The organism is Thiohalobacter thiocyanaticus, assembly GCF_002356355.1.
Taxonomy (GTDB): domain Bacteria; phylum Pseudomonadota; class Gammaproteobacteria; order Thiohalobacterales; family Thiohalobacteraceae; genus Thiohalobacter; species Thiohalobacter thiocyanaticus_A.
Genome location: NZ_AP018052.1, coordinates 2,718,210 through 2,739,130, shown reverse-complemented (window position 1 = coordinate 2,739,130; position 20,921 = coordinate 2,718,210). Strand labels below are relative to the sequence as shown.

Here is a 20,921-nt window from a genome sequence, read left to right as displayed (position 1 = left end):
GGGAACCTGCGTTTCCTTCCTTGTGCCGCCTGTTAGCGGGTACTCCTCCCTGTGCCTGTGAAGAATACGAGATATCTGATTGATAATGCAACCCGTAGGTCGATACTTACACAGGCAAGAGGAAATATCGGACAGAAGGCGCTGATCCTTGAATAAAAAAACGCCGCGGCCCGGGTGCGGGCGACGCGGCGTTGTCAGGCCTGGCCGATGCTCAGAGTGCGGCGATTTTTTCCTTCTGTGCCATGAGGTTGGCGAGTGCGGTTCGAGTCTCTTCTGCCTTTTCGCGCTCCTTCTGCACCACGGCCTCGGGGGCCTTGTTGACGAAGTTCCCGTTCTCGAGTTTTTTCGAGACACGCTCCAGATCCTGCTCTTTTTTCTCAATTTCCTTTGCCAGTCGCTCCAGTTCGGCGGCCTTGTCGATGAGTCCGGCAAGCGGGATCAGCACCTTCATTTCGCCCACCAGCGCGGTGGCGGCCTCGGGCGGCTCGGCCTCCGGTGCCAGCGGGGTAATGGATTCGGTGCGGGCCAGGAACTCGAGGTAGTGACGGTTGGATTCCAGTCGGGCGCGGTCCGCAGCGGAGCTGTTCTCCAGTACCACCGGCAGCGGCTGGGAGGGTTTGAGGTCGTAGCCGGAGCGGATCCTGCGCACGCCCAGGATGAACTGCATGACCCAGTCCATGTCCTCGATGGCGGCGGTGTCCACCAGGCCGTCATCCGGTTCCGGAAAGGGCTGGCGCATGACGGTCTCGCCGGCGACCCCGGCCAGCGGCGCGACCCGCTGCCAGATCTCCTCGGTGATGAAGGGCATCAACGGGTGGGCCAGGCGCAGCAGGGTCTCCAGTACCTGCACCAGGGTGCGGCGGGTGCCGCGCTGGCGCGCGGCGGGGCTGTCCGGGTGGGTCAGCACCGGTTTGGACAGTTCCAGATACCAGTCGCAGTATTCGTTCCAGGTGAATTCGTAGATGGCCTGGGCGGCATGGTCGAGCCGGTAGGTGCGGATCGACTCGATCACCTCCTGTTCGGCCTGCTGCAGCCGGGCCAGGATCCAGCGGTCGGCCACGGTGAGCTCGACTTCCTTCTCCTCCAGTTGACCGCAGTCCTGACCCTCGGTGTTCATCAGCACGTAGCGGGCGGCGTTCCACAGCTTGTTGCAGAAGTTGCGGTAGCCCTCGATGCGGCCGAGGTCGAAGTTGATGTCGCGCCCGGTGGAGGCCAGCGCCGCGAAGGTGAAGCGCAGGGCGTCGGTGCCGAAGGCGGGGATGCCGTCGGGGAAGTCCCGGCGGGTCTGCTGCTCGATCTTTTTCGCCATCTGCGGCTGCATCAGGCCGCGGGTGCGCTTTTCCACCAGGGCGTCGAGTTCGATGCCGTCGATCAGATCGATGGGGTCAAGCACATTGCCCTTGGACTTGGACATCTTCTGGCCGTGGGCGTCGCGCACCAGGCCGTGGATGTAGACCTCGCGGAAGGGCACGTCCTGCATGAAGTACTGGCCCATCATCACCATGCGCGCGACCCAGAAGAAGATGATGTCGAAGCCGGTGACCAGCACCGAGGTCGGGTACCAGGTCTGCAGCGCCTGGGTCCGCCCGGGCCAGCCCAGGGTGGAGAAGGGCCACAGGGCGGAGGAGAACCAGGTGTCGAGCACGTCGCTGTCCTGCTCCAGTGCCACGTCGGCGTCGAGCTTGTACTTCTCCCGCGCCTCTTCCTCGCTGCGGGCGACGTAGCCGTTGCCGGCCTCGTCGTACCAGCAGGGGATGCGGTGGCCCCACCAGATCTGGCGCGAGATGCACCAGTCCTGGATGTTGCGCATCCACTCGTAATAGGTGTTCTTCCAGTTGTCCGGCACGAAGCGGATGCGGCCGGATTCCACCGCCTCGATGGCCGGCAGGGTGATGCGTGCCCGGCCGCCGGGGCGGCCGTCGGCCTGCTCATCGCGGGTCAGGTCCACGAACCACTGGTCGGTGAGGTAGGGCTCGATGACCACGCCGGAGCGGTCGCCTCTGGGGACCATCAGTTTGTGGTCGTCGATCTTCTCCAGCAGGCCGAGTTCCTTCAGATCATGGATGATGGCGTCGCGGGCCTCGTAGCGGTCCAGGCCGCGGTATTTCTCCGGCCCGTTGGCGTTGATGGCCGCATCCACGGTGAAGATGTTGATCAGGGGCAGGTCGTGGCGGCGGCCGACCTCGTAGTCGTTGAAGTCATGCGCCGGGGTGATCTTCACGCAGCCGCTGCCGAACTCGGGGTCGACATAGTCGTCGGCGATGACCGGGATCTCGCGCCCGGTCAGCGGCAGGGAAATGGTCTTGCCGATGAGGTTGCGGTAGCGTTCGTCCTCCGGGTGCACCGCCACGGCGGTATCGCCGAGCATGGTCTCCGGCCGGGTGGTGGCGACGATGACGTGCCCGGAGCCGTCAGCCAGCGGGTAGCGCATGTGCCACATATGGCCCTGCTCCTCCTCGGAGATGACCTCCAGATCGGAAACAGCGGTGTGCAGCACCGGGTCCCAGTTCACCAGCCGCTGGCCGCGATAGATCAGGCCGTCCTCGTACAGCCGGACAAACACCTCGCGCACGGCCTCCGACAGCCCTGCGTCCATGGTGAAGCGCTCGCGCGACCAGTCCAGCGAGGCGCCCATGCGCCGCAGCTGGCGGGTGATGGTGTTGCCGGACTCGGCCTTCCACTCCCAGATGCGTTCGATGAAGGCCTCGCGGCCCAGGTCGTGGCGGGTCCTGCCCTCGGCGTTGAGCTGACGCTCGACCACCATCTGGGTGGCGATGCCGGCGTGGTCGGAGCCGGCCTGCCACAGGGTATTGTCGCCGCGCATGCGGTGGAAGCGGGTCAGGGCATCCATGATGGTGTCCTGGAAGGCGTGGCCCATGTGCAGGCTGCCGGTGACGTTGGGCGGCGGGATCATGATGCAGAAGGGCGCGCCCTCGCCGCCGGGGGCGAAATAACCCTTGTCCTCCCAGGTCTGGTACCAGCGCTGCTCGATGGCGTGGGGGCTGTAGGTCTTGTCCATGGATCCGACGTCTCCGGGCCGTTGCGGGCAAAGGCGGGATTATACAGGCGGGAGGTGCAGGGCGTGAAACCCGGGATGGCCACGAAACCCACGAAAATCTCCGGTCATGCATTGCCGGGCGCGCCGCGCCACGACAATGGCAGGGAAATCTTTGTGTGCTTTATGTTCCAGTGTTGCTTAGGGGCTCACAGCTTGTGCGAGTGCAGGGGGTAGCCGCGCTCCTGGTAGAAACGGTAGCGCTCGCGGCCGCCGGTGAGCAGCTCCGGCTGCTGGTCGAGGACCTCGGCCAGGCGGGCGAAGCGGCTGAAGAAGGTCGGGACCTCCGGCGCCAGATTGATCAGCAGATCGGTGTGGGTCTGCGGCTCGCGGTCATGGCCGATCAGGACCGGCGGCGGAAACGCTCCGGGGTCGGCGTCGGCCAGGGCATGGGGCAGGAAGCTGCCGGCGCGGAAGGTCCAGAGCAGTTCGTCCAGTTCCCGCGCCGCGGCATCGGAGCCGGTGTGGATGAAGATGCGGTAGTCCTGCTGCCAGGCCTTCTCCGCCAGTTTGCAGGCAAACAGGGCCCGTTCGCGTTCGGCGGCCTGGGGCAGGATGTAGAAATCGATCCTTGTCATGCTTCAGTCGTTGAGCCTGGTTGAAACCTCAACGCAGAGGCGCAAAGGCCGCATGGAAATCATATGTAATTCCGTCATCCCGGCGAAGGCCGGGATCCAGATGCCGCTGCGGTCACTGGATTACTCGCTGCGTTCGCCCTTCGGGCCGCCCTACGGGCGTTCAACGCGCTCCGCGCTTTTGTCCCGCCTTCGCGGGAATGATGGAGAAACTGAAATCCTGCCGATTCAAGCGCCACTCATATTTACTCTGACTTCGCGCCTCTGCGTCTCTGCGTTGAAAAGATCTACTTATCCGCCACCCGATCCAGCAGATACTGGGTCAGCAGCGGCACCGGGCGGCCGGTCGCGCCCTTCTCCTTGCCCTGTTTCCAGGCCACGCCGGCGATGTCCAGGTGGGCCCAGTGATATTTCTTCGTGAACCGGGACAGGAAGCAGGCGGCGGTGATGGTGCCGGCCTCGCGGCCGCCGATGTTGGCCATGTCGGCGAAGTTGCTGTCGAGCTGACCCTGGTAGTCGTCCCACAGCGGCAGCTGCCAGGCGCGGTCGGAGGCGGCCTCGCCCGCCTGCAGCAGGTCGTGCGCCAGCGACGGCTGGTTGCTCAGCAGACCGGCGGCGTGGCTGCCCAGGGCGATGACGCAGGCGCCGGTCAGGGTGGCGATGTCGATCACCGCGTCCGGCTCGAAGCGCTCGGCGTAGGTCAGGGCGTCGCACAGGATCAGCCGGCCCTCGGCGTCGGTGTTGAGGATCTCGATGGTCTGGCCGGACAGACTGGTGACGATGTCGCCCGGCTTGATCGCCTTGCCGCTGGGCATGTTGTCGGTGGCGGGGATGACGCCGATCACGTTGAGCGGCAGTTCCATCCGGATCACCGCGGCCAGGGTGCCGAGCACGCTCGCCGCCCCGCACATGTCGAACTTCATCTCGTCCATGGCCGCGCCGGGCTTGAGCGAGATGCCGCCGGTGTCGAAGGTCACGCCCTTGCCCACCAGTACCACCGGCTTGTCGCCCTTCTTCCCGCCCTGGTATTCCAGGGTGATGAGTTTCGGCGGCTCGTCCGTGCCGCGGGCCACGGCCAGCAGGGCGCCCATGCCGAGCTTTTCCATGTCCTTGCGATCCAGGACAGTGGCCTTGACCTTGCGTTTGCCTTTGGCCAGTTCGCGGGCCTGGTCGCCGAGATAGGTCGGGGTGCAGATGTTGCCGGGGAGGTTGCCAAGCTCGCGGGCCAGGCGCACGCCGGCGGCGATGGCCCGGCCCTCGGTGATGGCGGCCTGGGCGTTGCCGGCGTCTTTCTTGTCGGTCACGCCCAGGGCGAGCTTGCGCAGGGGGCGGCGGACCTTGTCCTTTTCGCTTTTCAGCTGGTCGAAGACGTACAGCGCGGCCTCGGTCGCCTCGACGATCTGGCGCAGCTTCCAGTGCGTATCCCGGCCCTTGACGTGCAGGTCGGCCAGGTAGCTGACCGCGTCAGAGGCCCCGGTCTCGTTCAGACGCTGCGCCGCGGCCGCCACCGCGTTGCGGTATTTGGTCGTATCGAGTTCACGTTCCTGACCGCAGCCGACCAGCAGCAGGCGTTGGCAAGCGGTGCCGGGCACGTCGTGCAGCAGCAGGGTCTGGCCGCACCTGCCGTCCATGTCGCCGCGCTTGAGGACGTTTTTCAGATAGCCGCCGGCGGCCTTGTCCAGGCTGCGGGCCGCCGGAGACAGGCGCCGGGACTCATACACGCCTACCACCAGACAGGCGGTGCGCTGCTTCTCGGGGCTGCCGCTTTTGACGCTGAATTCCATGCTTGACTCCACTGGGTTGTGCTCGCTGGCCGGGCAGGCCGCGATGGCGGTATGATGCGGGCACGCGCATCGCCTGGACCTGACTCACCAGTCTACTGGAAGCGATGTGAATTTACACCGGGGGCATGGGGCCCGTCGGGCTCCCGGTCCGCCCTTCCCGAAACCGCCCGATGCTGTCAGTCCTCGATCGCTATCTGCTCAAGGAGGTCATTGCCAACTGGCTGGCGGTGATGCTGGTGTTGTGGGCCATCGTGGTCACCAACCGCCTGGTGCGCTACCTGGGCGAAGCGGCGGCCGGCGAACTGGCCGGCAGTATGATCCTCACCCTGATCGGGCTGAAATCAGTGGCCTATCTCGCCACCCTGGTGCCGCTGTCGCTCTATCTCGGCGTGGTGCTCGCCCTGGGTCGCTTGTACCGGGACAGTGAGATGGCCGCGCTGGCGGCCTGCGGGGTGGGTTACCGCCGGCTGTACCGCCCGCTGCTGGTGCTGGCCGGGCTGGTGGCCGGCATACTGCTGCTGCTCACCCTGCTGGTGGTGCCGCGCACGGCGGAACTGGGCTACCGGGTCGAGGCCGATGCCGAACACCGGGCCACCATCGAGGCGGTCAGCGCCGGGCGCTTCCAGGAGGCGCGTGGCGGGCGCATCGTCATCTATGCCCGCGAGGTGGCGCCCGATGCCAGTCATCTCAGGCAGGTGTTCGTGCGCAATCTGCAGACCGACCCCCCCATGCTGGTGACTGCCGAACGGGCCCGGCCCGTACGCGACCCGGACAGCGGCGTGCGCTACCTGGTGCTGGAGGAGGGGCAGCGCTACCAAGGGTTTCCCGGGGATCCGGTGTTCCGGGTGCTGGAATTCGAACACCACGGCATCCGCATGGATCAGGACGCCCGGCCCGAGGTCCGCCTCAAGCAGGACGCGGTGCCGACCCGTGAACTGCTGGCCGGCGGCGGCCCGCGGGAGCTGGCCGAACTGCACTGGCGCATTGCCCTGCCGCTGGCCGTGGTGGTGCTGCTGATCCTGGCCGTGCCGCTCAGCCGCACCAGCCCCCGGCAGGGGCGCTATGCCCGGCTGTTTCTCGCCATTCTGCTGTTCATCATCTATTACAACCTGCTGGGCACGGCCCGGATGTGGCTGGAGAAGGGCCAGCTGCCGGGGCTGATCGGCCTGTGGTGGGTGCACCTGCTGCCGCTGGCCGCGGCGGGGTGGCTGTTCCGACAGATGCGGCCGCGCCTGCCGCGGAGACCGCCGGCATGAAGGTGCTGGATCGCTATCTCGGGCGGGTGGTGATCCTCGCCAGCCTGTTGGCTCTGCTGGTGCTGCTGGCGATCGACCTCTTCTTCGGTTTCATCAACGAGATCCAGGACATCGGCCGCGGCAGCTATGGTCTGGGCGACGTGCTGATCTACCTGGGGCTGAGCGTGCCCGGGCGCATCCATGAACTGTTTCCGATGGCGGCCCTGCTCGGCACCCTGCTGGGACTGGGCAATCTGGCCGCCGGGCATGAGTTGGTGGCGATCCGTGCCGCGGGCGTTTCGGTGGGGCGGATCCTGGTGGGCGTGATCAAGGCCGGCCTGGTGTTGCTGGTGCTGGCCGGCGGGATTGGTGAATGGGTTGCGCCGGCCGCCGAGCAGCTGGCGCAGCAGCAGCGCAGCCAGGCCCAGAGCCAGCGCATCACCCATTTCAGTCCCTACGGCTTCTGGGCCCGGGACGGCAACCTCTTCATCCGCATTCGTGAGGTGCATCCCGATGGCCGCCTGGGCAGCCTCGAGGTATTCCAGCTGGGTGAAGACGGCCGGCTGGCATCGGCCTATCGTGCCCGCGCGGCCGAGCATGTCGACGGCCGCTGGCATCTGCAGGGCGTGACCGGCGGTCGTATCGGGGAAGGGCGGCTGCAGCTGGTGCAGGACAGTCGGCTGCAGCTGGAGACACTGCTCGATCCGGCGCTGCTGAACGTCGTCATGATCGAGCCCGGCAGCCTGTCCGCGCGCGATCTGTATCGCTACGTCGAATACCGGCGTCAGAACGCACTGGAGACCGCCCGCTACGAACTGGCGCTGTGGCAACGGCTGGTTGCACCCTTCACCTCGCTGGTGATGCTGTTTCTCGCCGTGCCTTTCGTGTTCGGTCCCTTGCGGGATCGGGGCGCCGGACAGCGGCTGCTGATCGGGGTGCTGGTGGGGCTGGGGTATTACCTGCTGACCCAGACCCTGAGCCATACCGGGCAGGTCTACGGTCTGCCGCCGCTGCTGAGCGTGCTGGCGCCGCCGCTGTTGTTTCTGCTCTGGGGGGCGATCCAGTTGCGGCGCGTGGGCGGGTGAGTGGCGGGCGGGCCGGGCCGATTCATCGGCGCTTCTTCGGCAGGACGACGATCACGGTTTCCGAGAAACGGTCGTGCCAGGTGCCGCGCTCACGATCCAGCAGCAGCCACAGGTAGCCCGCTCCAGCGGCCAGCAATGACACCCAGGCCATCAGGTAACGCAGCATGGCCTGACCCCAGCTGATGGGGCGACCGTCCCGGGTCTGCACCCGCAGTCGCCAGGCACGCATACCCAGCGTCTGACCGCCGTGGATCCAGAACCAGGCGAAAAACAGGAACAGCACCAGGAACAGATAGGCCGTGAACAGCGGGTTGCCGGCCGCGACCGCCTCGCCGCCGGTCAGCGGCAGTACCAGCGCGGCGGCCAGGAACAGCACGGCGCCTGCCAGCAGGCTGTCATACAGGATGGCGGCGAGGCGACGCAGGAGGCCGGCGCGAGGGAGATCGGCATCGACGGGGTGCATGCGGGCTTTAGCGGATCAGACAAAGGATACATTGTTAGCAGAACCCCCGTTGCATCGCAACCGTGACACCTCCCGCGTTTTTGTGTAAACAGAGAGATACAAACACGATAAACAATTACAACGATAGCGAGAGGGAGGTGACATGTCTCTGGTAGCCGATCTGGCCGAGATGCCGGGCGTTATCGCTGCGGGTGAATATTCCTATCGCGGTGACCGCTTCTCCTACAAGGGCCAGCTGACCGAGGAATACGCCCGTATGGCCTCGATCATGTGCCGGGCCACCACCATGGGCGTGCACATGCAGACCGACATCCTGGCGAGTTTTCGTGCCAATACCGGCGTTGACCCTTCCCGTGGCTGGGTGGTCAAGGGGCCGCGTTTCACGGTCTGCGTGCTCTACAACGTCTTCTGTTTCATGGATAACACCAGCGGATCGCTAAATGAAGTTATGAGTCACATGAGTGACGCGCTGGCTGATGCCACGGACGATCTCATCTGATCGCTGTCTGATTGCCGGACACAAACCAATAATATGCGAGGGGAAGGCATGAACGATCTGAGCAAACTGATGCAGCTCAACGGCGCCCTGGCCGCCTTTTGTTTCAATGACCGCGGCGAACTGGCTGAGCACAATATTGCCGAAGGCAGCAATCTGGATGCCGAGGTGCTGGATCTGCTGGCCCATGTGCTGGTGGCCAATACCGCCATCGCCACCATGCAGGCCAGAGGCTGGGAGAAGACGACCGGCCAGTCCGGCTTCTATCCCATCGAGGGCTTCACCATGATCGGCTTCGACTGGTCGGCGGTCGCCCGCGGCAACTGCGGTGTGGTGCTGCAGAACGATCAGGCCGATTACGAGGCGGCCTTTGACGCCCTGTCGGCGTAGGGGGGGGCATGCTCAAGCGATTACTTGCGCTGGACGGGGTCAACGCCATCTGCCAGTTCCGCGATGACGGCGCCTTCGTGGAAGGCTACGGCCTGCTGGATCAGCCGCAGATGGAACACCTGGCGCGCTTCGCGCTGGAGTACAAACGCATCGTGCAGGGCAATGCCGATCAGCTGTCGATGTTCACCCAGATGCGCGGCTGGACGCCGCCGCGCGGCTGGATCGTGCGCGCCGCGCAGGGCACGGTGTGCAGCGTGGGCAACCTGGTCTGTCTGCTGGACACGGCGGAAGGCTCGGTCAACGAGGTGATGCAGGAACTCAACGAGGCCGCGAGCTACTAGGCCTGTTGGACCGGCCGCGGGGCGGGGTGATTGGCGCTCCCTAGGGGACTCGAACCCCTGTTACCGGCGTGAGAGGCCGGTGTCCTAGGCCACTAGACGAAGGGAGCGACGTTGTCCGCATCCTGCGGGGCAGGACGCAGGTGGTGTATTATACGCAGAGTCGGCGGGGAAACAATCACCGCTGTCGGGTCGTGCGTGCCGGACAGGCCCCGGCCGGTTGCATTCGATTTAGAAGGATCCATCCACTATCAGCGCTCAGTCACTCAATATCATCCCGCGTCCGGAACACGGGATCTCGCGCTCCCTGATCAGCCCCAACGCCCTCAAGGTGCTCAACCGGCTGAACCAGGCCGGGTTCCGGGCCTGCCTGGTCGGCGGCGGGGTGCGCGACCTGCTGCTGGGCCGCGAGCCCAAGGATTTCGATGTCGCCACGGATGCCACCCCGGAGCAGATCCGCCAGCAGTTCCGCAACTGTCGCCTGATCGGTCGCCGTTTCCGCCTGGCCCATGTGCTGTTCGGGCGCGAGGTGATCGAGGTGGCGACCTTCCGTGCCGCTTCCGATCCGGACGAGGACGACGAGACCCAGGTCAACGATGCCGGGCGGCTGCTGCGCGACAATGTCTACGGCAGCATCGAAGAGGACGCGTGGCGGCGTGATTTCACCGTCAATGCCCTGTATTACGATATCAGCGACTTCAGCATCCGCGATTATGTCGGCGGCATGGAGGATCTGGAGGCCGGCCGGCTGCGCATCATCGGCGATCCGGAGGCGCGCTTTCGCGAAGACCCGGTGCGCATGCTGCGTGCGGTGCGCTTTGCCGCCAAGCTCGGCTTCACCCTGGACCCCGAACTGCAGGCGCTGATCCCCCGACTGGCCCCCCTGCTGCACGATATCGCCCCGGCGCGCCTCTACGAGGAGGTGCTCAAGCTGTTCCACGGCGGGGTGGCGCTCAATACCTTCGAAATGCTGCGTCACTATCACCTGTTCGAGCCCCTGTTCCCGCTGACCGAGGCGGTGCTGGCCGAGGAGGAGAATCACTTTCCCCACACCCTGATCAGTCATGCCCTGGCCAATACCGATGCCCGGGTGGCCGAGGGCAAACCGGTGACGCCGGCCTTCATGTTCGCCGCCCTGCTGTGGGAGCCGATGCGCCGCGAGATGCCCGACCCGGACCAGCCCGACATGAGCGAGATCCAGGCGATCCAGATCGGCGGCGCGCGGGTGGTCACGCAGCAGGCACGGCATGTTTCCATCCCCAAGCGGTTCAGTCTGCCGATGCGCGAGATCTGGTCGCTGCAGCCGCGGTTCCAGCGCCGCCAGGGCCGCCGGGCCCTGCAACTGCTGGAGCATCCGCGCTTTCGCGCCGCCTATGACTTTCTGCTGCTGCGGTGCGCCGCCGGCGAGGTGGAGCAGGAACTGTGCGACTGGTGGACCGAGATCCAGACGCAGGCGCCGGAGGCGCGCGCCGAGCGGGTGACCGCAGGTCGCCCGCGCAAACGCCGCCGGCCGCGGCGGCGCAAGCCCAGATCCGAGCATGGGTGAGATCGATACCGCGACCGCCTGGATCGGCCTCGGCAGCAATCTCGACGACCCGGTGGCGCAGGTCAGCCGTGCCCTGGATGAGCTCGACGCCATCGAGGCGACCTACCTGCTGCACGCATCCAGCCTCTATGCCAGTCCACCCATGGGACCGCCCGACCAGCCCGAGTATGTCAACGCCGTGGCCGGCCTGCTCACCACGCTGGCGCCGGAGGCGCTGCTGGATGCTCTGCAGGCGATCGAACAGGCCCACGGCCGGGTACGCACCGGGGAGCGCTGGGGACCGCGGACCCTGGACCTGGATCTGCTGCTCTACGCTGACCTGCAACTGGAAACCGCACGCCTGAGCGTGCCGCATCCCGGGCTGCGCCAGCGTGCCTTCGTGCTGCATCCGCTGGCCGAGGTCGCCCCGGAACTGGTGGTGCCGGGACTCGGGCGCGTGCTCGAACTGGCGCGGGCCTGCCCGGCCGACGGGCTGCGCTGCATCGGCAGGGCGGGCCTGTCATAATGAGCGCCAACCCTGGATATCGAACTGGAGTCATGCAGGAACAACGCCCGGACTATATTGTGGTGGAGGGCCCCATCGGCGTCGGCAAGACCAGCCTGGCGCAGCGGCTGGCCGAGAGCTTCGGCTGCGACCTGCTGCTGGAAGGCGCCGACGACAACCCCTTTCTCGAGCGCTTCTACCGCAATCCCAGGGAAGGCGCCCTGCCGACCCAGCTGTTCTTCCTGCTGCAGCGTGCCCAGCAGATGCAGGCACTGCGCCAGGCGGACATGTTCCAACCGGTGCGGGTGGCGGACTTTCTGATCGAGAAGGACCGGCTGTTCGCCCAGCTCACCCTGGACGAGCAGGAGTACCGGCTCTATGACCAGGTCTACTCGCATCTCACCCTGGATGCGCCCAGTCCCGACCTGGTGATCTATCTGCAGGCGCCGGTGGAGGTGCTGCTCAAACGCATCCACAAGCGTGCCCGGCCGCACGAGCGCAGCATCGACGCCGCCTACCTGGAACGGCTGTCCGAGGGTTATATGCGCTTTTTCTATGATTACGAGGCCGCGCCCCTGCTGATCGTCAACGCCGAGCACATCGATCTGGTCAACAGCGACGAGGACTACCAGGCGCTGCTGGAGCAGGTGCACCGGGTGCGGCGCGGCCGGCATTATTTCAATCCCATGCCGGTGAGCCTGTGAGTACGCGTACCCTGGAACAGCTGCAGGCGATGAAGCGTGCGGGCGAGAAGATCGCCTGCCTGACCGCCTACGATGCCAGTTTCGCCCACTGGCTGGATGCCGCCGATGTGGACATCGCCCTGGTCGGCGATTCCCTGGGTATGGTGGTGCAGGGGCAGGCGTCCACCCTGCCGGTGACGGTCGAACAGATGGTCTATCACGCCGCCTGCGTGGCCCGCGGCTGTCGCCAGGCCTATCGTATTGTCGATATGCCCTACAAAAGCTACGACACCCCCGAGCATGCCCTGACCAATGCCCGCCGGCTGCTTCAGGGCGGGGAGGCGATGATGGTCAAGCTGGAGGGCGGGGCGCCGGCGCAGCTGGCGGTCATCGAGTCCCTGCTCGGGGCCGGCATTCCGGTCTGCGGCCATCTGGGGCTGCTGCCCCAGTCGGTGCGCGAACCCGGCGGCTACCGGGTGCAGGGGCGCGAGCCCGAAGCCGCCGAACGCATTCTGAATCAGGCGCAGGCGCTGGAGCGGGCCGGTGTCGGTCTGCTGATCCTGGAGGCGGTGCCGGCGGCACTGGGGCGACGCGTCAGCGAGGCCCTGCAGATCCCGGTCATCGGCATCGGAGCCGGCGTGCATTGCGACGGTCAGGTGCTGGTCCTGTACGACCTGCTCGGCATCACCCCGGGGAAGCGGCCCCGATTCAGCCGCGACTTCCTGGCCGGCGCCGGCTCCGTCGAGGCCGCACTGCGGGCCTATGTGCAGGCGGTGAAGGCGGGCGAGTTCCCGTCCGCGGCGGAGAGTTTCAACTAGGTATGAATCCGTAGGATGGGTGAAGGCGGGAACGCCGTAACCCATCGCTGTCCGGCGAGGGATGGGTTGCGCTTCGCTCCACCCATCCTACAGTGCGTAGGATGGGTGGAAGCGCGTAGCGCTGCAACCCATCGGCATCACGGGCGACGATGGGTTGCGCTTCGCTCCACCCATCCTACAGGTTACCGATTGGTTCGATCTGGCATGAAAACAGTCAATACTGTAGAAGCGCTGCGGGAACAGATCCGCGCCTGGCGCGGCACCGGCGCGCGCATCGGCTTCGTACCCACCATGGGTAACCTGCATGCCGGGCACCTGTCGCTGGTCGAACAGGCCCGGCGCGACGCCGATCGCGTGGTGGTCAGCGTGTTCGTCAATCCCATGCAGTTCGGGCCCGGCGAGGACTACGACAGCTACCCGCGTACCCTGGACGCGGACCGCGCCCGGCTGGAGGCGGCCGGTGCCGATCTGCTGTTCGCGCCGCCGGTGGAGGAGGTCTACCCGGTGCCGCTGGCGGAGATGACCCGGGTCGAGGTGCCGGAGGTCGGTTCCATTCTCTGTGGCCGGTTCCGACCGGGCTTCTTCGCCGGCGTGGCGACGGTGGTGACCAAGCTGTTCAATATGGTCCAGCCCGATCTGGCCGTGTTCGGGGAAAAGGACTACCAGCAGCTGATCGTCATCCGTCGGCTGGTGCGCGATCTCAGCCTGCCGATCCGGATTGAGGGCGCCGCCACGTTGCGTGAGCCCGACGGCCTGGCCATGAGTTCGCGCAATGCCTACCTCACGCCGGCCGAGCGCGAGGTCGCTCCGCAGCTGCATCATGTCCTGGAGGGGCTGATTGCCGCCCTGGGAGCGGGCGATCGCGACTTTCCCGCGCTCGAGCAGCAGGGCATGCAACAACTCGAACTTGCCGGCTTCCGCCCCGATTATGTCAGTATCCGCCGGGCTGTGGACCTGAGCGTGCCTGACCGCGAGGAGGCGGAACTGGTGGTGCTGGCCGCGGCCTGGCTGGGCCGGGCCCGTCTGATCGACAACCTGCGCACCGCCCCGGGGACGGACAGGGCCTGAGGCCGATTGCGCCATTCGGGAGGATGGGCGATAATTCCCTTCCCCACGAATCCTGCACTACATTCCCATGCACCTGACCCTGCTCAAATCCAAGCTGCACCAGGCCCGAGTGACGCACGCCGAACTCGAATACGAGGGTTCCTGCGCCATCGACGCCGCCCTGCTGGAGGCGGCGGGCATCCGCGAGTACGAGCAGATCCAGATCTACAACCTGGCCAACGGCGAGCGCTTCATCACCTACGCCATCCGGGCCCAGGAAGGGTCGGGGATCATTTCCGTCAATGGCGCCGCCGCCCACAAGGCCGGTCCCGGCGACCGGGTGATCATCTGCACCTACGCCATCCTGGACACGGCCGAGGCCGCCGGTTTCAAGCCCACCCTGATCTACCTCGACGCCGACAACCGCATCAGCCGCACCGGCCACGACATCCCCGTTCAGGTCGCCTGACGTTTGCTGGTCCCCTGGTCGCGTTTTTTTCAACGCAGAGGCGCCAAGGCGCAGAGGACGCAAAGGGAAATCCTTTTGTAGGTTGGGCTTCGCTGCGCTCAGCCCAACCTACGACACTCCAGAAACATTTCAATATCTCTGCGTCTCCGCGCCTCTGCGTTGAATAATCCTCCAATCCCACCCGATTTTCAGCCTGGTTTCAGCCAGCCCCCGCATACTGGGCCCCACTGAAACAGGAGGGCTGAATCATGCAATCCGATACCATCAAGGTCTGGGACCCGCTGGTCCGGGTGTTCCACTGGACCCTGGTCCTGGCCTTTTTCACCGCCTATCTGACCGAGGACGACTGGCTGGATCTGCATACCCTGGCCGGCTACACCGTGCTGGGACTGGTCGCTTTCCGGCTGCTGTGGGGGCTGATCGGCACCCGCCATGCGCGCTTCGGCGACTTCGTGAAGCGGCCGCATGAGGTGCTGACTTATATTAAGGAAGTCCTGACCCTGCATCCCCGGCGCTACCTGGGCCACAACCCGGCCGGTGGTCTGATGATCGTGCTGCTGCTGGCGAGCCTGCTGGCCACCACCGGCTTCGGTCTGGCTGTCTATGCGGCCGAGGAGGGCGCGGGACCGCTGGCGGGCATGCTTATCGGCGTCAGTGAGAGCACCGGACATCTGTTCGAAGAGGTGCACGAGTTCTTCGCCAACTTCACCCTGTTCCTGGTCGCGGTGCATGTGGCCGGCGTGATCGTCGAAAGCCTGTTGCACGGCGAGAACCTGGTGCGGTCCATGGTGACCGGACGCAAGCCGGCGCCCTGAATGCGCCACAACATCCACGAAATTCCATCTGCCAGGGAGTGCAACCGTCACAGGGATGTGAGCAACTCTGACTGGAGGTACGCAAGCATGACGAATATGATCAAGAAGGCATCACTTCCCCTGGTTATCAGCCTGCTGCTGGCAGGGGGCGGGCCGGCGCTGGCCGATGATCACGACGAGATCAGGGAGCTGGTACGACAGGGGCAGATTCTGCCTCTGCAGACGGTGCTCGAGCGCTCCGGCATCAATCAGACCGGCCAACTGCTGGAGGCCGAACTGGAGAAGGAGGACGGAATCTGGGTTTACGAACTGGAGGTGCTGCGTGACGACGGCCGGGTATACGACATGTATTATGATGCCAGGACCGGTGAGCCTCTGCCGGAGTTCGATGACGACTGAGTCCGTCAATATCGTGTTGAAGGAGTACCAGGGCCTGTTAACACTAATCTCATCGTCTCTGTTGTGCCTGAAAAAGCGCCAATCGATACCCATAGGGCATAAATACCCATAGGGCATAAATACTCATAGGGCATGAAGGCGCGAGGAGGGTAGTTTGGTGATTCCAAATAAGCGAGAGTCTGCTCCGCGAGCGCAGCGAGTGTTGTGGGTACGAGCAACGACGAGTGGTGTTTTTTCAGGCGCAACCCGCAGGGCTGGGGCTGATTTCCCGCCCAGCGGCGTTATCATTCGCTCATGTAGAGTGACTACACATCGCTCATTCTGCCTTGCTGGACGAAAAATCAGCCCCAGCAGAGGCGATGAGATTAGTGTTAACAGGCCCTAATGCGCCTGCTGCTGGTCGAGGACGACGCGTCGCTGGCCGGCCGCCTCAGGCAGGACCTGCAGGCGGCCGGCTATGCCGTCGATCACTGCGACAACGGCATCGACGCCGAGCACCTGGGCCTGGAAGAGCCCTATGATGCGGTGATACTCGACCTGGGGCTGCCGGGACGCAGCGGACTGGAGGTGCTGGGCCGCTGGCGCCGGGAAGGCCTGGATACGCCGGTGCTGATCCTCACTGCCCGCGATGCCTGGCATGAGAAGGTCGAGGGTTTCCAGGCCGGGGCCGACGATTACCTCGGCAAGCCTTTTCACGTGGAGGAACTGCAGGCGCGGTTGAGCGCATTGCTGCGCCGCGCCAGCGGGCGGGCCGCGGCGCAGCTGAGCGTGAACGGTCTGAGCCTGGACGAGGCGACCCAGACGGTGACCACGCCGGACGGTGCGACCCATGCGCTGACCGGCACCGAGTTCCGGCTGCTGCGCTACTTCATGCTGCACCCGGATCATATTCTGTCCAAGACCGAACTGACCGAGCATGTCTACGACTATGACTCGGACAAGGACAGCAACGTGATCGAGGTCTACGTGCGCCGGCTGCGCAGCAAGCTCGGTGCGGACTTGATTGAAACCCGCCGCGGCCAGGGTTACTGCTTCCCCGCGCGTTGACCATGGAATCCATCCAGCGGCATCTCAATCTGCGTCTGGGACTGGCCCTGCTGCTGGTGTATGTCCTGTTCGGCCTGGCGGCCAGCTACAGCTTCCGGCTGCTGACCGAACACTACATCGGCACCCGACTGGAGCATGACGCTCAGGGCCTGCTGGTGGCGCTCGGGCCACCGGTGGACGGCCAGACGCCGCGGCTGCGGCCCGCGCGCGTCAGCCCCATCTATGACCGGACCTTCTCCGGCCATTATTTCCAGATCGAGTCGGGCGGGCAGGTGCTGCGCTCGCGTTCGCTGTGGGACCAGGCGCTCAGCCTGCCAGCGCTGGAGGCCGGACAGGCGGTCCTGCTGCGCCAGCGCGGGCCCGGGAACCAGCTGCTGCTGGTGCGGGTGCGGCACTACATAAAGGGGGAGCGGGACCTGCTGCTGGCCGTGGCCGAGGACCTGACGCCCATCCACGACAATGTCCGCCGGCTGCAGCTGATCTATGCCCTGCTCGGGCTGGCCGTGCTGATCGGACTGCTGGCCTACCAGCGCCGGGCCCTGCGTCTGGGCTTCGCCCCGGTCAGCCGGACCTGTCGGGAACTGGAACGGCTGCAGCAGGGCGAACTGGCGCGACTGGATGAAAGGGTGCCACGTGAACTGTATCCGCTGGTACAGCAGATCAACCGCCTGCTGGAGGTGCTGCAGGGACGGCTGACGCGCTCGCGCAATGCCCTGGGCAACCTGGCGCATGCCCTGAAGACGCCGCTGGCGCGGCTGCAGCAGGAACTGGATCACCTGCCCGCCGGGGAGGACCCGCAGCTGCGCGAGCGGCTGCAGCAGCAGCTGGATCAGATCCGCGCCCTGATGGAGCGCGAGTTGCGGCGCGCGCGTCTGGCCGGCCGCTCCGCAAGCGCGGCCCGGCTGGCCCTGCGACCGGTCTTCGACGGCCTGCTCGGGGTGGTGCGGCAGGTCTATGCCGACAAGGGGCTGCGCATTGAGTGCGAGGTCGCGGACTCCCTGACCCTGCAGGCCGATGCGCAGGATCTGATGGAGTTGTTCGGCAACCTGCTGGACAACGCCTGCAAATGGGCGCGCGGCCGGGTCAGGGTGCGTGCCGCACGGCAGGAAGGGTGGCTGCGGGTGCGAATCGAGGACGACGGTCCCGGCGTGGATGCCGGGCACCGTGCCAACCTGAGCGAACGCGGCGTGCGCGCCGACGAGCAGGGCGTGGCCGGGCACGGCCTGGGACTGGCCATCGCGGCGGACGTGGTGGAACTCTATGGCGGGCGGATGGCGTTCGGGCAATCCGCCGAACTGGGTGGTTTCAGCGTCGAGGTGGAATTCCCGCAGGCGTAATGCGCCACGAAATCCACTAAACCCACGAAATGATCGATATTGCATTGCCGTGGCGCATCGGCGCCCGGCAATGATGTAGTAAAGTCAGGGAAGCTCTGGTTAATTACGTCATTGCGAGGAGCGAAGCGACGTGGCAATCCCCAGCCGATTGATTTCGCATTACGTGATTGCCGCGCTTTGCTCGCAATGACGGGTGTTTTCTAATTAATCAGGGGTTCCTCAGGATTATTTTTTCGTGGATTTGGTGGTTTTCGTGGCGCATTAATGGGTCTCGAGCTTCCTCAACTCCGCCAGGATATCAAGCACCAGCTTCTCGCTGTTCTCGCCCAGGCCCTCGCACAGCTTGTCCGGATCCCGTTCGCCCAGCACCAGCGGCCGCACCAGGCCGGCCAGTCGCGCCATGTCGCCACCGGCCTGCAGCATCTGATGGGCCATGGCGGCAATGGTATGCAGCGCCTGGTGATCGCCGGTGCGGGCGGAATGGATCAGCGAGGCCAGCCCGGGGGCGGCCAGGTTGGCGTCGAACTGGGCATTCAGATCGGGCAGGGTGTGGGGATCCTGCAGTCCGCGCAGGATGGCCTCGACGATGGCGCGGTCCTCCTCGTCCAGTCCGCGGAAGGCATCGAGGCTGCGCTCACCCTTGAGGATGCGCCGGATCGCGGCCACCAGGTCATACCACTCGTTCTGCTCGGCCTGGCGCAGCAGTTCGTTGACCTCGGGACGCAGATCACGGTTCTGGCAGGCCTGTACCACCCGATGGATCAGGCCGGCATGGGCATGCAGGATCTGCTGGGTCTTTTCCGGGACATCGGGCATCTGAGGTTCCCCGCGAGGTTTCATACTTATTGGTATGCGCCAGTGTACCGACTGGCACCGATGTGACAAGCCATACCCTCACTTGAAAACTTTACAGGGCTTAATCAGGGAGACCCTGATCAATCCGTCATCCCGGCCTGCGCCGGGATGACGAAAAGTGCGCCGGTATGACGCAAGGGAAATTAATCAGAGTTTCCCTGTAGTTATTCTGGATCAATACCTGCTTAAAAATCGTCTGATTAGTCCGTCATTGCGCGGATGCACTGACCCGCAGGACGCACCTTCGCGGCCATGGCTGGCCGTCGTGACTATTCGGATTCCTCCCGCGTATTGATCGGCTGGGTGCCGCTGTCCTGGATGTTGTTCCAGTCCCGCTCGGCGGGGAAGCCGCTGCCGCAGAAATCGCGCCACTGGTTGACGATGGCGCAGAACAGGTCCGCGGTGCGCTCGGCGTCATAGAGCGCCGAGTGGGCCTCGCCCTCGTCCCACTTGATGCCGGCGGCCTGCACGGCACGGGCCAGTACCGTCTGGCCATAGGCGAGCCCGGCCAGGGTGGCGGTGTCGAAGGTGCTGAACAGGTGGAAGGGATTGCGCTTGATGTTGCAGCGCTCGGCGGCCGCCTTGATGAAGGCCAGGTCGAAGGAGGGGTTGTGCCCGACCAGGATGGCGCGGGTGCAGCCGGTCTCCCTGATCTGCTGCCGGATCGGCTTGAACATCTGCGCCAGGGCGTCCTTTTCCGGCTTGGCGAAGCGGAACGGGTGGTAGGGGTCGATGCCGGTGAAGGCCAGGGCGCGCGGGTCGAGATTGGCGCCGGCGAAGGGCTCGACATGCACCGCATGGGTCTCCCGCCGTGTCATGTGGCCGCTGTCGTCCAGTTGCAGGGTGACGGCGGCGACTTCCAGCAGGGCATCCTTGCGGGCATTGAAACCGGCGGTTTCCACGTCCACGACCACGGGCAGGAAGCCGCGGAAACGCCGCGACATGGGGGAGACGGGGGCGGGATCAGACATGCTGTCAGCATACCCAATGCCGGACGGATTTGCGATCATGGCAGTTGGCGACGAATGCTGCGGAGCGGGAGAATGAGGCGAACAAAGTCCGATGCAATGGCCACCCCGGGGTGGGGCGTCACGCTGATCTGGCTGCTGCTGGGGTTGACATGGCTGCTGCCTGTCGGGGCAGAGGCGCAGGGCCGGCTGTGGCGCATCAGCGCTGCGGGCGTCGAGCCGAGCTACCTGTTCGGGACCATGCATTCGGAGCACCCCGAGGTGACTCGTCTGCCGCCGGCCGTCGAGCGGGCCTTTGTCGGTTCCGAGCGACTGGTGCTGGAGATGGTGCTGGACCAGACCGCGATGCTGTCTACGGCCCAGGCCGGTCTGTTCGAATCCGGACGCGATCTCGAGGATGTGCTGCCGCCGGCACTGTACCGGCGCACGGTCGAGGCCATGGCCGACTACGGCGTGCCCGAACCGGTACTGCGCCGGTTCAAGCCCTGGATGATCTTCTCCACCCTGATGCTGCCGCGCTCGCGCACCGGCATGTTTCTCGATCTGCGCCTGTACCAGCAGGCCGTGGCGGCGGACAAACCGGTGGCGGGACTGGAGACGGCCGCCGAGCAGATCGCGGTATTCGACGGCATGAGCATGGCCGACCAGATCAGCATCCTGCGCGATACCCTGGACAACCTGGAGCGCTTCGACGCCTGGTTCGAGGAGATGCGCCGGGTCTATCTGAGCGGGGATCTGGATGCCCTGGCCCGGTTCAGTGACGGCATGATGAGCGATATCGACCCGGCACTGGCGCAGCGTTTTCAGAGGCGGTTTGTCAGCGAACGCAATCACCGCATGGTCGAGCGGCTGCAGCCGCTGCTGCGCCAGGGCGGCGCCTTCGTTGCAGTCGGCGCCCTGCACCTGCCGGGCGAAGACGGCATCATCGCCCTGCTGCGCGAGGCGGGGTATGAAGTGAGGCGTGAGGAGTGAGGCGTAGGATGGGTGGAGGCGCGCAGCGCCGTAACCCATCGTCTTATCGTATAGCGATGG

22 protein-coding genes and 1 tRNA gene are annotated in these 20,921 nt (G+C 65.4%); 16 read left to right on the top strand and 7 right to left on the bottom strand.

Going from position 1 to position 20,921, the window contains the following annotated elements; translation table 11 throughout:
* Positions 1-211: 211 nt before the first annotated feature.
* The 3 genes from CFK21_RS12625 to CFK21_RS12615 all read right to left on the bottom strand — a co-directional run bounded on the left by CFK21_RS12625 (position 212) and on the right by CFK21_RS12615 (position 5,414).
* Positions 212-3,019: a valine--tRNA ligase gene (locus tag CFK21_RS12625; RefSeq protein WP_096366991.1), complete on the bottom strand. Its 2,808-nt coding sequence runs from the start codon at positions 3,017-3,019 to the stop codon at positions 212-214.
* A gap of 185 nt (positions 3,020-3,204) precedes the next feature.
* The gene (locus CFK21_RS12620; protein WP_096366990.1) at positions 3,205-3,633 is read right to left on the bottom strand and encodes a DNA polymerase III subunit chi; all 429 of its coding nucleotides are present in this window, start codon (positions 3,631-3,633) and stop codon (positions 3,205-3,207) included.
* A gap of 284 nt (positions 3,634-3,917) precedes the next feature.
* The gene (locus tag CFK21_RS12615; protein WP_096366989.1) at positions 3,918-5,414 is read right to left on the bottom strand and encodes a leucyl aminopeptidase; all 1,497 of its coding nucleotides are present in this window, start codon (positions 5,412-5,414) and stop codon (positions 3,918-3,920) included.
* 170 nt (positions 5,415-5,584) lie between these two features.
* Between CFK21_RS12615 and lptF the strand changes: the two genes are divergently transcribed.
* Both lptF and lptG read left to right on the top strand, forming a co-directional pair.
* Complete coding sequence (gene lptF / locus CFK21_RS12610; RefSeq protein ID WP_157745676.1) at positions 5,585-6,670, top strand: LPS export ABC transporter permease LptF; 1,086 nt, start codon at positions 5,585-5,587, stop codon at positions 6,668-6,670.
* Complete coding sequence (gene lptG, locus CFK21_RS12605) at positions 6,667-7,734, top strand: LPS export ABC transporter permease LptG (RefSeq protein ID WP_096366987.1); 1,068 nt, start codon at positions 6,667-6,669, stop codon at positions 7,732-7,734. The genes lptF and lptG overlap by 4 nt, the downstream gene beginning before the upstream one ends.
* Before the next feature lie 22 nt (positions 7,735-7,756).
* On the opposite strand, the gene CFK21_RS12600 is transcribed toward lptG, so the two are convergent.
* Positions 7,757-8,197: an RDD family protein gene (locus CFK21_RS12600; protein ID WP_096366986.1), complete on the bottom strand. Its 441-nt coding sequence runs from the start codon at positions 8,195-8,197 to the stop codon at positions 7,757-7,759.
* 142 nt (positions 8,198-8,339) lie between these two features.
* On the opposite strand from CFK21_RS12600, the gene CFK21_RS12595 reads away from it, so the two are divergent.
* Genes CFK21_RS12595 through CFK21_RS12585 form a run of 3 tightly spaced genes read left to right on the top strand, consistent with a single transcriptional unit; the run spans position 8,340 to position 9,424 of the window.
* Positions 8,340-8,696 carry a DUF2173 family protein gene (locus tag CFK21_RS12595; protein WP_096366985.1) on the top strand — a complete coding sequence of 119 codons (357 nt, stop codon included), beginning with the start codon at positions 8,340-8,342 and terminating at the stop codon, positions 8,694-8,696.
* Between the two features lie 48 nt (positions 8,697-8,744).
* Positions 8,745-9,083: a DUF2173 family protein gene (locus CFK21_RS12590; protein ID WP_231971514.1), complete on the top strand. Its 339-nt coding sequence runs from the start codon at positions 8,745-8,747 to the stop codon at positions 9,081-9,083.
* A gap of 8 nt (positions 9,084-9,091) precedes the next feature.
* Positions 9,092-9,424: a DUF2173 family protein gene (locus CFK21_RS12585; protein ID WP_096366984.1), complete on the top strand. Its 333-nt coding sequence runs from the start codon at positions 9,092-9,094 to the stop codon at positions 9,422-9,424.
* Positions 9,425-9,455: 31 nt separating this feature from the next.
* Here the strand turns inward: CFK21_RS12585 and CFK21_RS12580 are convergent.
* Positions 9,456-9,531: transfer RNA gene (locus CFK21_RS12580), tRNA-Glu, on the bottom strand.
* A gap of 140 nt (positions 9,532-9,671) precedes the next feature.
* On the opposite strand from CFK21_RS12580, the gene pcnB reads away from it, so the two are divergent.
* From pcnB to CFK21_RS12530, 10 genes are all read left to right on the top strand, one after another.
* Positions 9,672-10,967 carry a polynucleotide adenylyltransferase PcnB gene (gene pcnB, locus CFK21_RS12575; protein ID WP_096366983.1) on the top strand — a complete coding sequence of 432 codons (1,296 nt, stop codon included), beginning with the start codon at positions 9,672-9,674 and terminating at the stop codon, positions 10,965-10,967.
* Positions 10,960-11,472 carry a 2-amino-4-hydroxy-6-hydroxymethyldihydropteridine diphosphokinase gene (folK, locus tag CFK21_RS12570; RefSeq protein ID WP_096366982.1) on the top strand — a complete coding sequence of 171 codons (513 nt, stop codon included), beginning with the start codon at positions 10,960-10,962 and terminating at the stop codon, positions 11,470-11,472. Before pcnB ends, folK begins: the two co-directional genes overlap by 8 nt.
* Positions 11,473-11,504: 32 nt before the next feature.
* Entirely contained in the window at positions 11,505-12,155 is a 651-nt protein-coding gene (locus CFK21_RS12565) for a deoxynucleoside kinase (RefSeq protein ID WP_096366981.1), read from the top strand.
* Positions 12,152-12,952, top strand: coding sequence for a 3-methyl-2-oxobutanoate hydroxymethyltransferase (gene panB / locus CFK21_RS12560; RefSeq protein WP_096366980.1), 801 nt, complete (start codon positions 12,152-12,154; stop codon positions 12,950-12,952). Before CFK21_RS12565 ends, panB begins: the two co-directional genes overlap by 4 nt.
* A 204-nt stretch (positions 12,953-13,156) precedes the next feature.
* Positions 13,157-14,020, top strand: a complete 864-nt coding sequence (panC, locus tag CFK21_RS12555) for a pantoate--beta-alanine ligase (RefSeq protein WP_096366979.1) — start codon at positions 13,157-13,159, stop codon at positions 14,018-14,020.
* Positions 14,021-14,087: 67 nt separating this feature from the next.
* Positions 14,088-14,468, top strand: coding sequence for an aspartate 1-decarboxylase (gene panD / locus CFK21_RS12550; RefSeq protein ID WP_096366978.1), 381 nt, complete (start codon positions 14,088-14,090; stop codon positions 14,466-14,468).
* A 248-nt stretch (positions 14,469-14,716) separates the two neighbouring features.
* Positions 14,717-15,283: a cytochrome b/b6 domain-containing protein gene (locus CFK21_RS12545; RefSeq protein ID WP_096366977.1), complete on the top strand. Its 567-nt coding sequence runs from the start codon at positions 14,717-14,719 to the stop codon at positions 15,281-15,283.
* Between the two features lie 87 nt (positions 15,284-15,370).
* On the top strand, positions 15,371-15,682 hold the full coding sequence (locus tag CFK21_RS12540; RefSeq protein ID WP_157745675.1) for a PepSY domain-containing protein: 312 nt from the start codon (positions 15,371-15,373) through the stop codon (positions 15,680-15,682).
* Positions 15,683-16,066: 384 nt separating this feature from the next.
* Positions 16,067-16,729: a response regulator transcription factor gene (locus CFK21_RS12535; RefSeq protein WP_096366975.1), complete on the top strand. Its 663-nt coding sequence runs from the start codon at positions 16,067-16,069 to the stop codon at positions 16,727-16,729.
* A 2-nt stretch (positions 16,730-16,731) separates the two neighbouring features.
* Entirely contained in the window at positions 16,732-18,066 is a 1,335-nt protein-coding gene (locus tag CFK21_RS12530; protein WP_096366974.1) for an ATP-binding protein, read from the top strand.
* A gap of 261 nt (positions 18,067-18,327) precedes the next feature.
* Here the strand turns inward: CFK21_RS12530 and CFK21_RS12525 are convergent, their stop codons facing one another.
* Both CFK21_RS12525 and rnt read right to left on the bottom strand, forming a co-directional pair.
* Complete coding sequence (locus CFK21_RS12525) at positions 18,328-18,882, bottom strand: hypothetical protein (RefSeq protein ID WP_096366973.1); 555 nt, start codon at positions 18,880-18,882, stop codon at positions 18,328-18,330.
* 308 nt (positions 18,883-19,190) lie between these two features.
* The gene (gene rnt / locus CFK21_RS12520) at positions 19,191-19,892 is read right to left on the bottom strand and encodes a ribonuclease T (protein WP_096366972.1); all 702 of its coding nucleotides are present in this window, start codon (positions 19,890-19,892) and stop codon (positions 19,191-19,193) included.
* Positions 19,893-19,964: 72 nt separating this feature from the next.
* Between rnt and CFK21_RS12515 the strand changes: the two genes are divergently transcribed.
* On the top strand, positions 19,965-20,861 hold the full coding sequence (locus tag CFK21_RS12515; RefSeq protein ID WP_157745673.1) for a TraB/GumN family protein: 897 nt from the start codon (positions 19,965-19,967) through the stop codon (positions 20,859-20,861).
* The last annotated feature ends 60 nt before the right edge of the window (positions 20,862-20,921 follow it).

Excerpts from the sequence above, each read along its gene's own strand:
- CFK21_RS12625 (WP_096366991.1), bottom strand. The coding sequence starts at position 3,019 with ATGGACAAGACCTACAGCCCCCACGCCATCGAGCAGCGCTGGTACCAG.
- CFK21_RS12620 (WP_096366990.1), bottom strand. The coding sequence starts at position 3,633 with ATGACAAGGATCGATTTCTACATCCTGCCCCAGGCCGCCGAACGCGAA.
- CFK21_RS12615 (WP_096366989.1), bottom strand. The coding sequence starts at position 5,414 with ATGGAATTCAGCGTCAAAAGCGGCAGCCCCGAGAAGCAGCGCACCGCC.
- lptF (WP_157745676.1), top strand. The coding sequence starts at position 5,585 with ATGCTGTCAGTCCTCGATCGCTATCTGCTCAAGGAGGTCATTGCCAAC.
- lptG (WP_096366987.1), top strand. The coding sequence starts at position 6,667 with ATGAAGGTGCTGGATCGCTATCTCGGGCGGGTGGTGATCCTCGCCAGC.
- CFK21_RS12600 (WP_096366986.1), bottom strand. The coding sequence starts at position 8,197 with ATGCACCCCGTCGATGCCGATCTCCCTCGCGCCGGCCTCCTGCGTCGC.
- CFK21_RS12595 (WP_096366985.1), top strand. The coding sequence starts at position 8,340 with ATGTCTCTGGTAGCCGATCTGGCCGAGATGCCGGGCGTTATCGCTGCG.
- CFK21_RS12590 (WP_231971514.1), top strand. The coding sequence starts at position 8,745 with ATGAACGATCTGAGCAAACTGATGCAGCTCAACGGCGCCCTGGCCGCC.
- CFK21_RS12585 (WP_096366984.1), top strand. The coding sequence starts at position 9,092 with ATGCTCAAGCGATTACTTGCGCTGGACGGGGTCAACGCCATCTGCCAG.
- folK (WP_096366982.1), top strand. The coding sequence starts at position 10,960 with ATGGGTGAGATCGATACCGCGACCGCCTGGATCGGCCTCGGCAGCAAT.
- CFK21_RS12565 (WP_096366981.1), top strand. The coding sequence starts at position 11,505 with ATGCAGGAACAACGCCCGGACTATATTGTGGTGGAGGGCCCCATCGGC.
- panC (WP_096366979.1), top strand. The coding sequence starts at position 13,157 with ATGAAAACAGTCAATACTGTAGAAGCGCTGCGGGAACAGATCCGCGCC.
- panD (WP_096366978.1), top strand. The coding sequence starts at position 14,088 with ATGCACCTGACCCTGCTCAAATCCAAGCTGCACCAGGCCCGAGTGACG.
- CFK21_RS12545 (WP_096366977.1), top strand. The coding sequence starts at position 14,717 with ATGCAATCCGATACCATCAAGGTCTGGGACCCGCTGGTCCGGGTGTTC.
- CFK21_RS12540 (WP_157745675.1), top strand. The coding sequence starts at position 15,371 with ATGACGAATATGATCAAGAAGGCATCACTTCCCCTGGTTATCAGCCTG.
- CFK21_RS12535 (WP_096366975.1), top strand. The coding sequence starts at position 16,067 with ATGCGCCTGCTGCTGGTCGAGGACGACGCGTCGCTGGCCGGCCGCCTC.
- CFK21_RS12530 (WP_096366974.1), top strand. The coding sequence starts at position 16,732 with ATGGAATCCATCCAGCGGCATCTCAATCTGCGTCTGGGACTGGCCCTG.
- CFK21_RS12525 (WP_096366973.1), bottom strand. The coding sequence starts at position 18,882 with ATGCCCGATGTCCCGGAAAAGACCCAGCAGATCCTGCATGCCCATGCC.
- rnt (WP_096366972.1), bottom strand. The coding sequence starts at position 19,892 with ATGTCTGATCCCGCCCCCGTCTCCCCCATGTCGCGGCGTTTCCGCGGC.
- CFK21_RS12515 (WP_157745673.1), top strand. The coding sequence starts at position 19,965 with ATGAGGCGAACAAAGTCCGATGCAATGGCCACCCCGGGGTGGGGCGTC.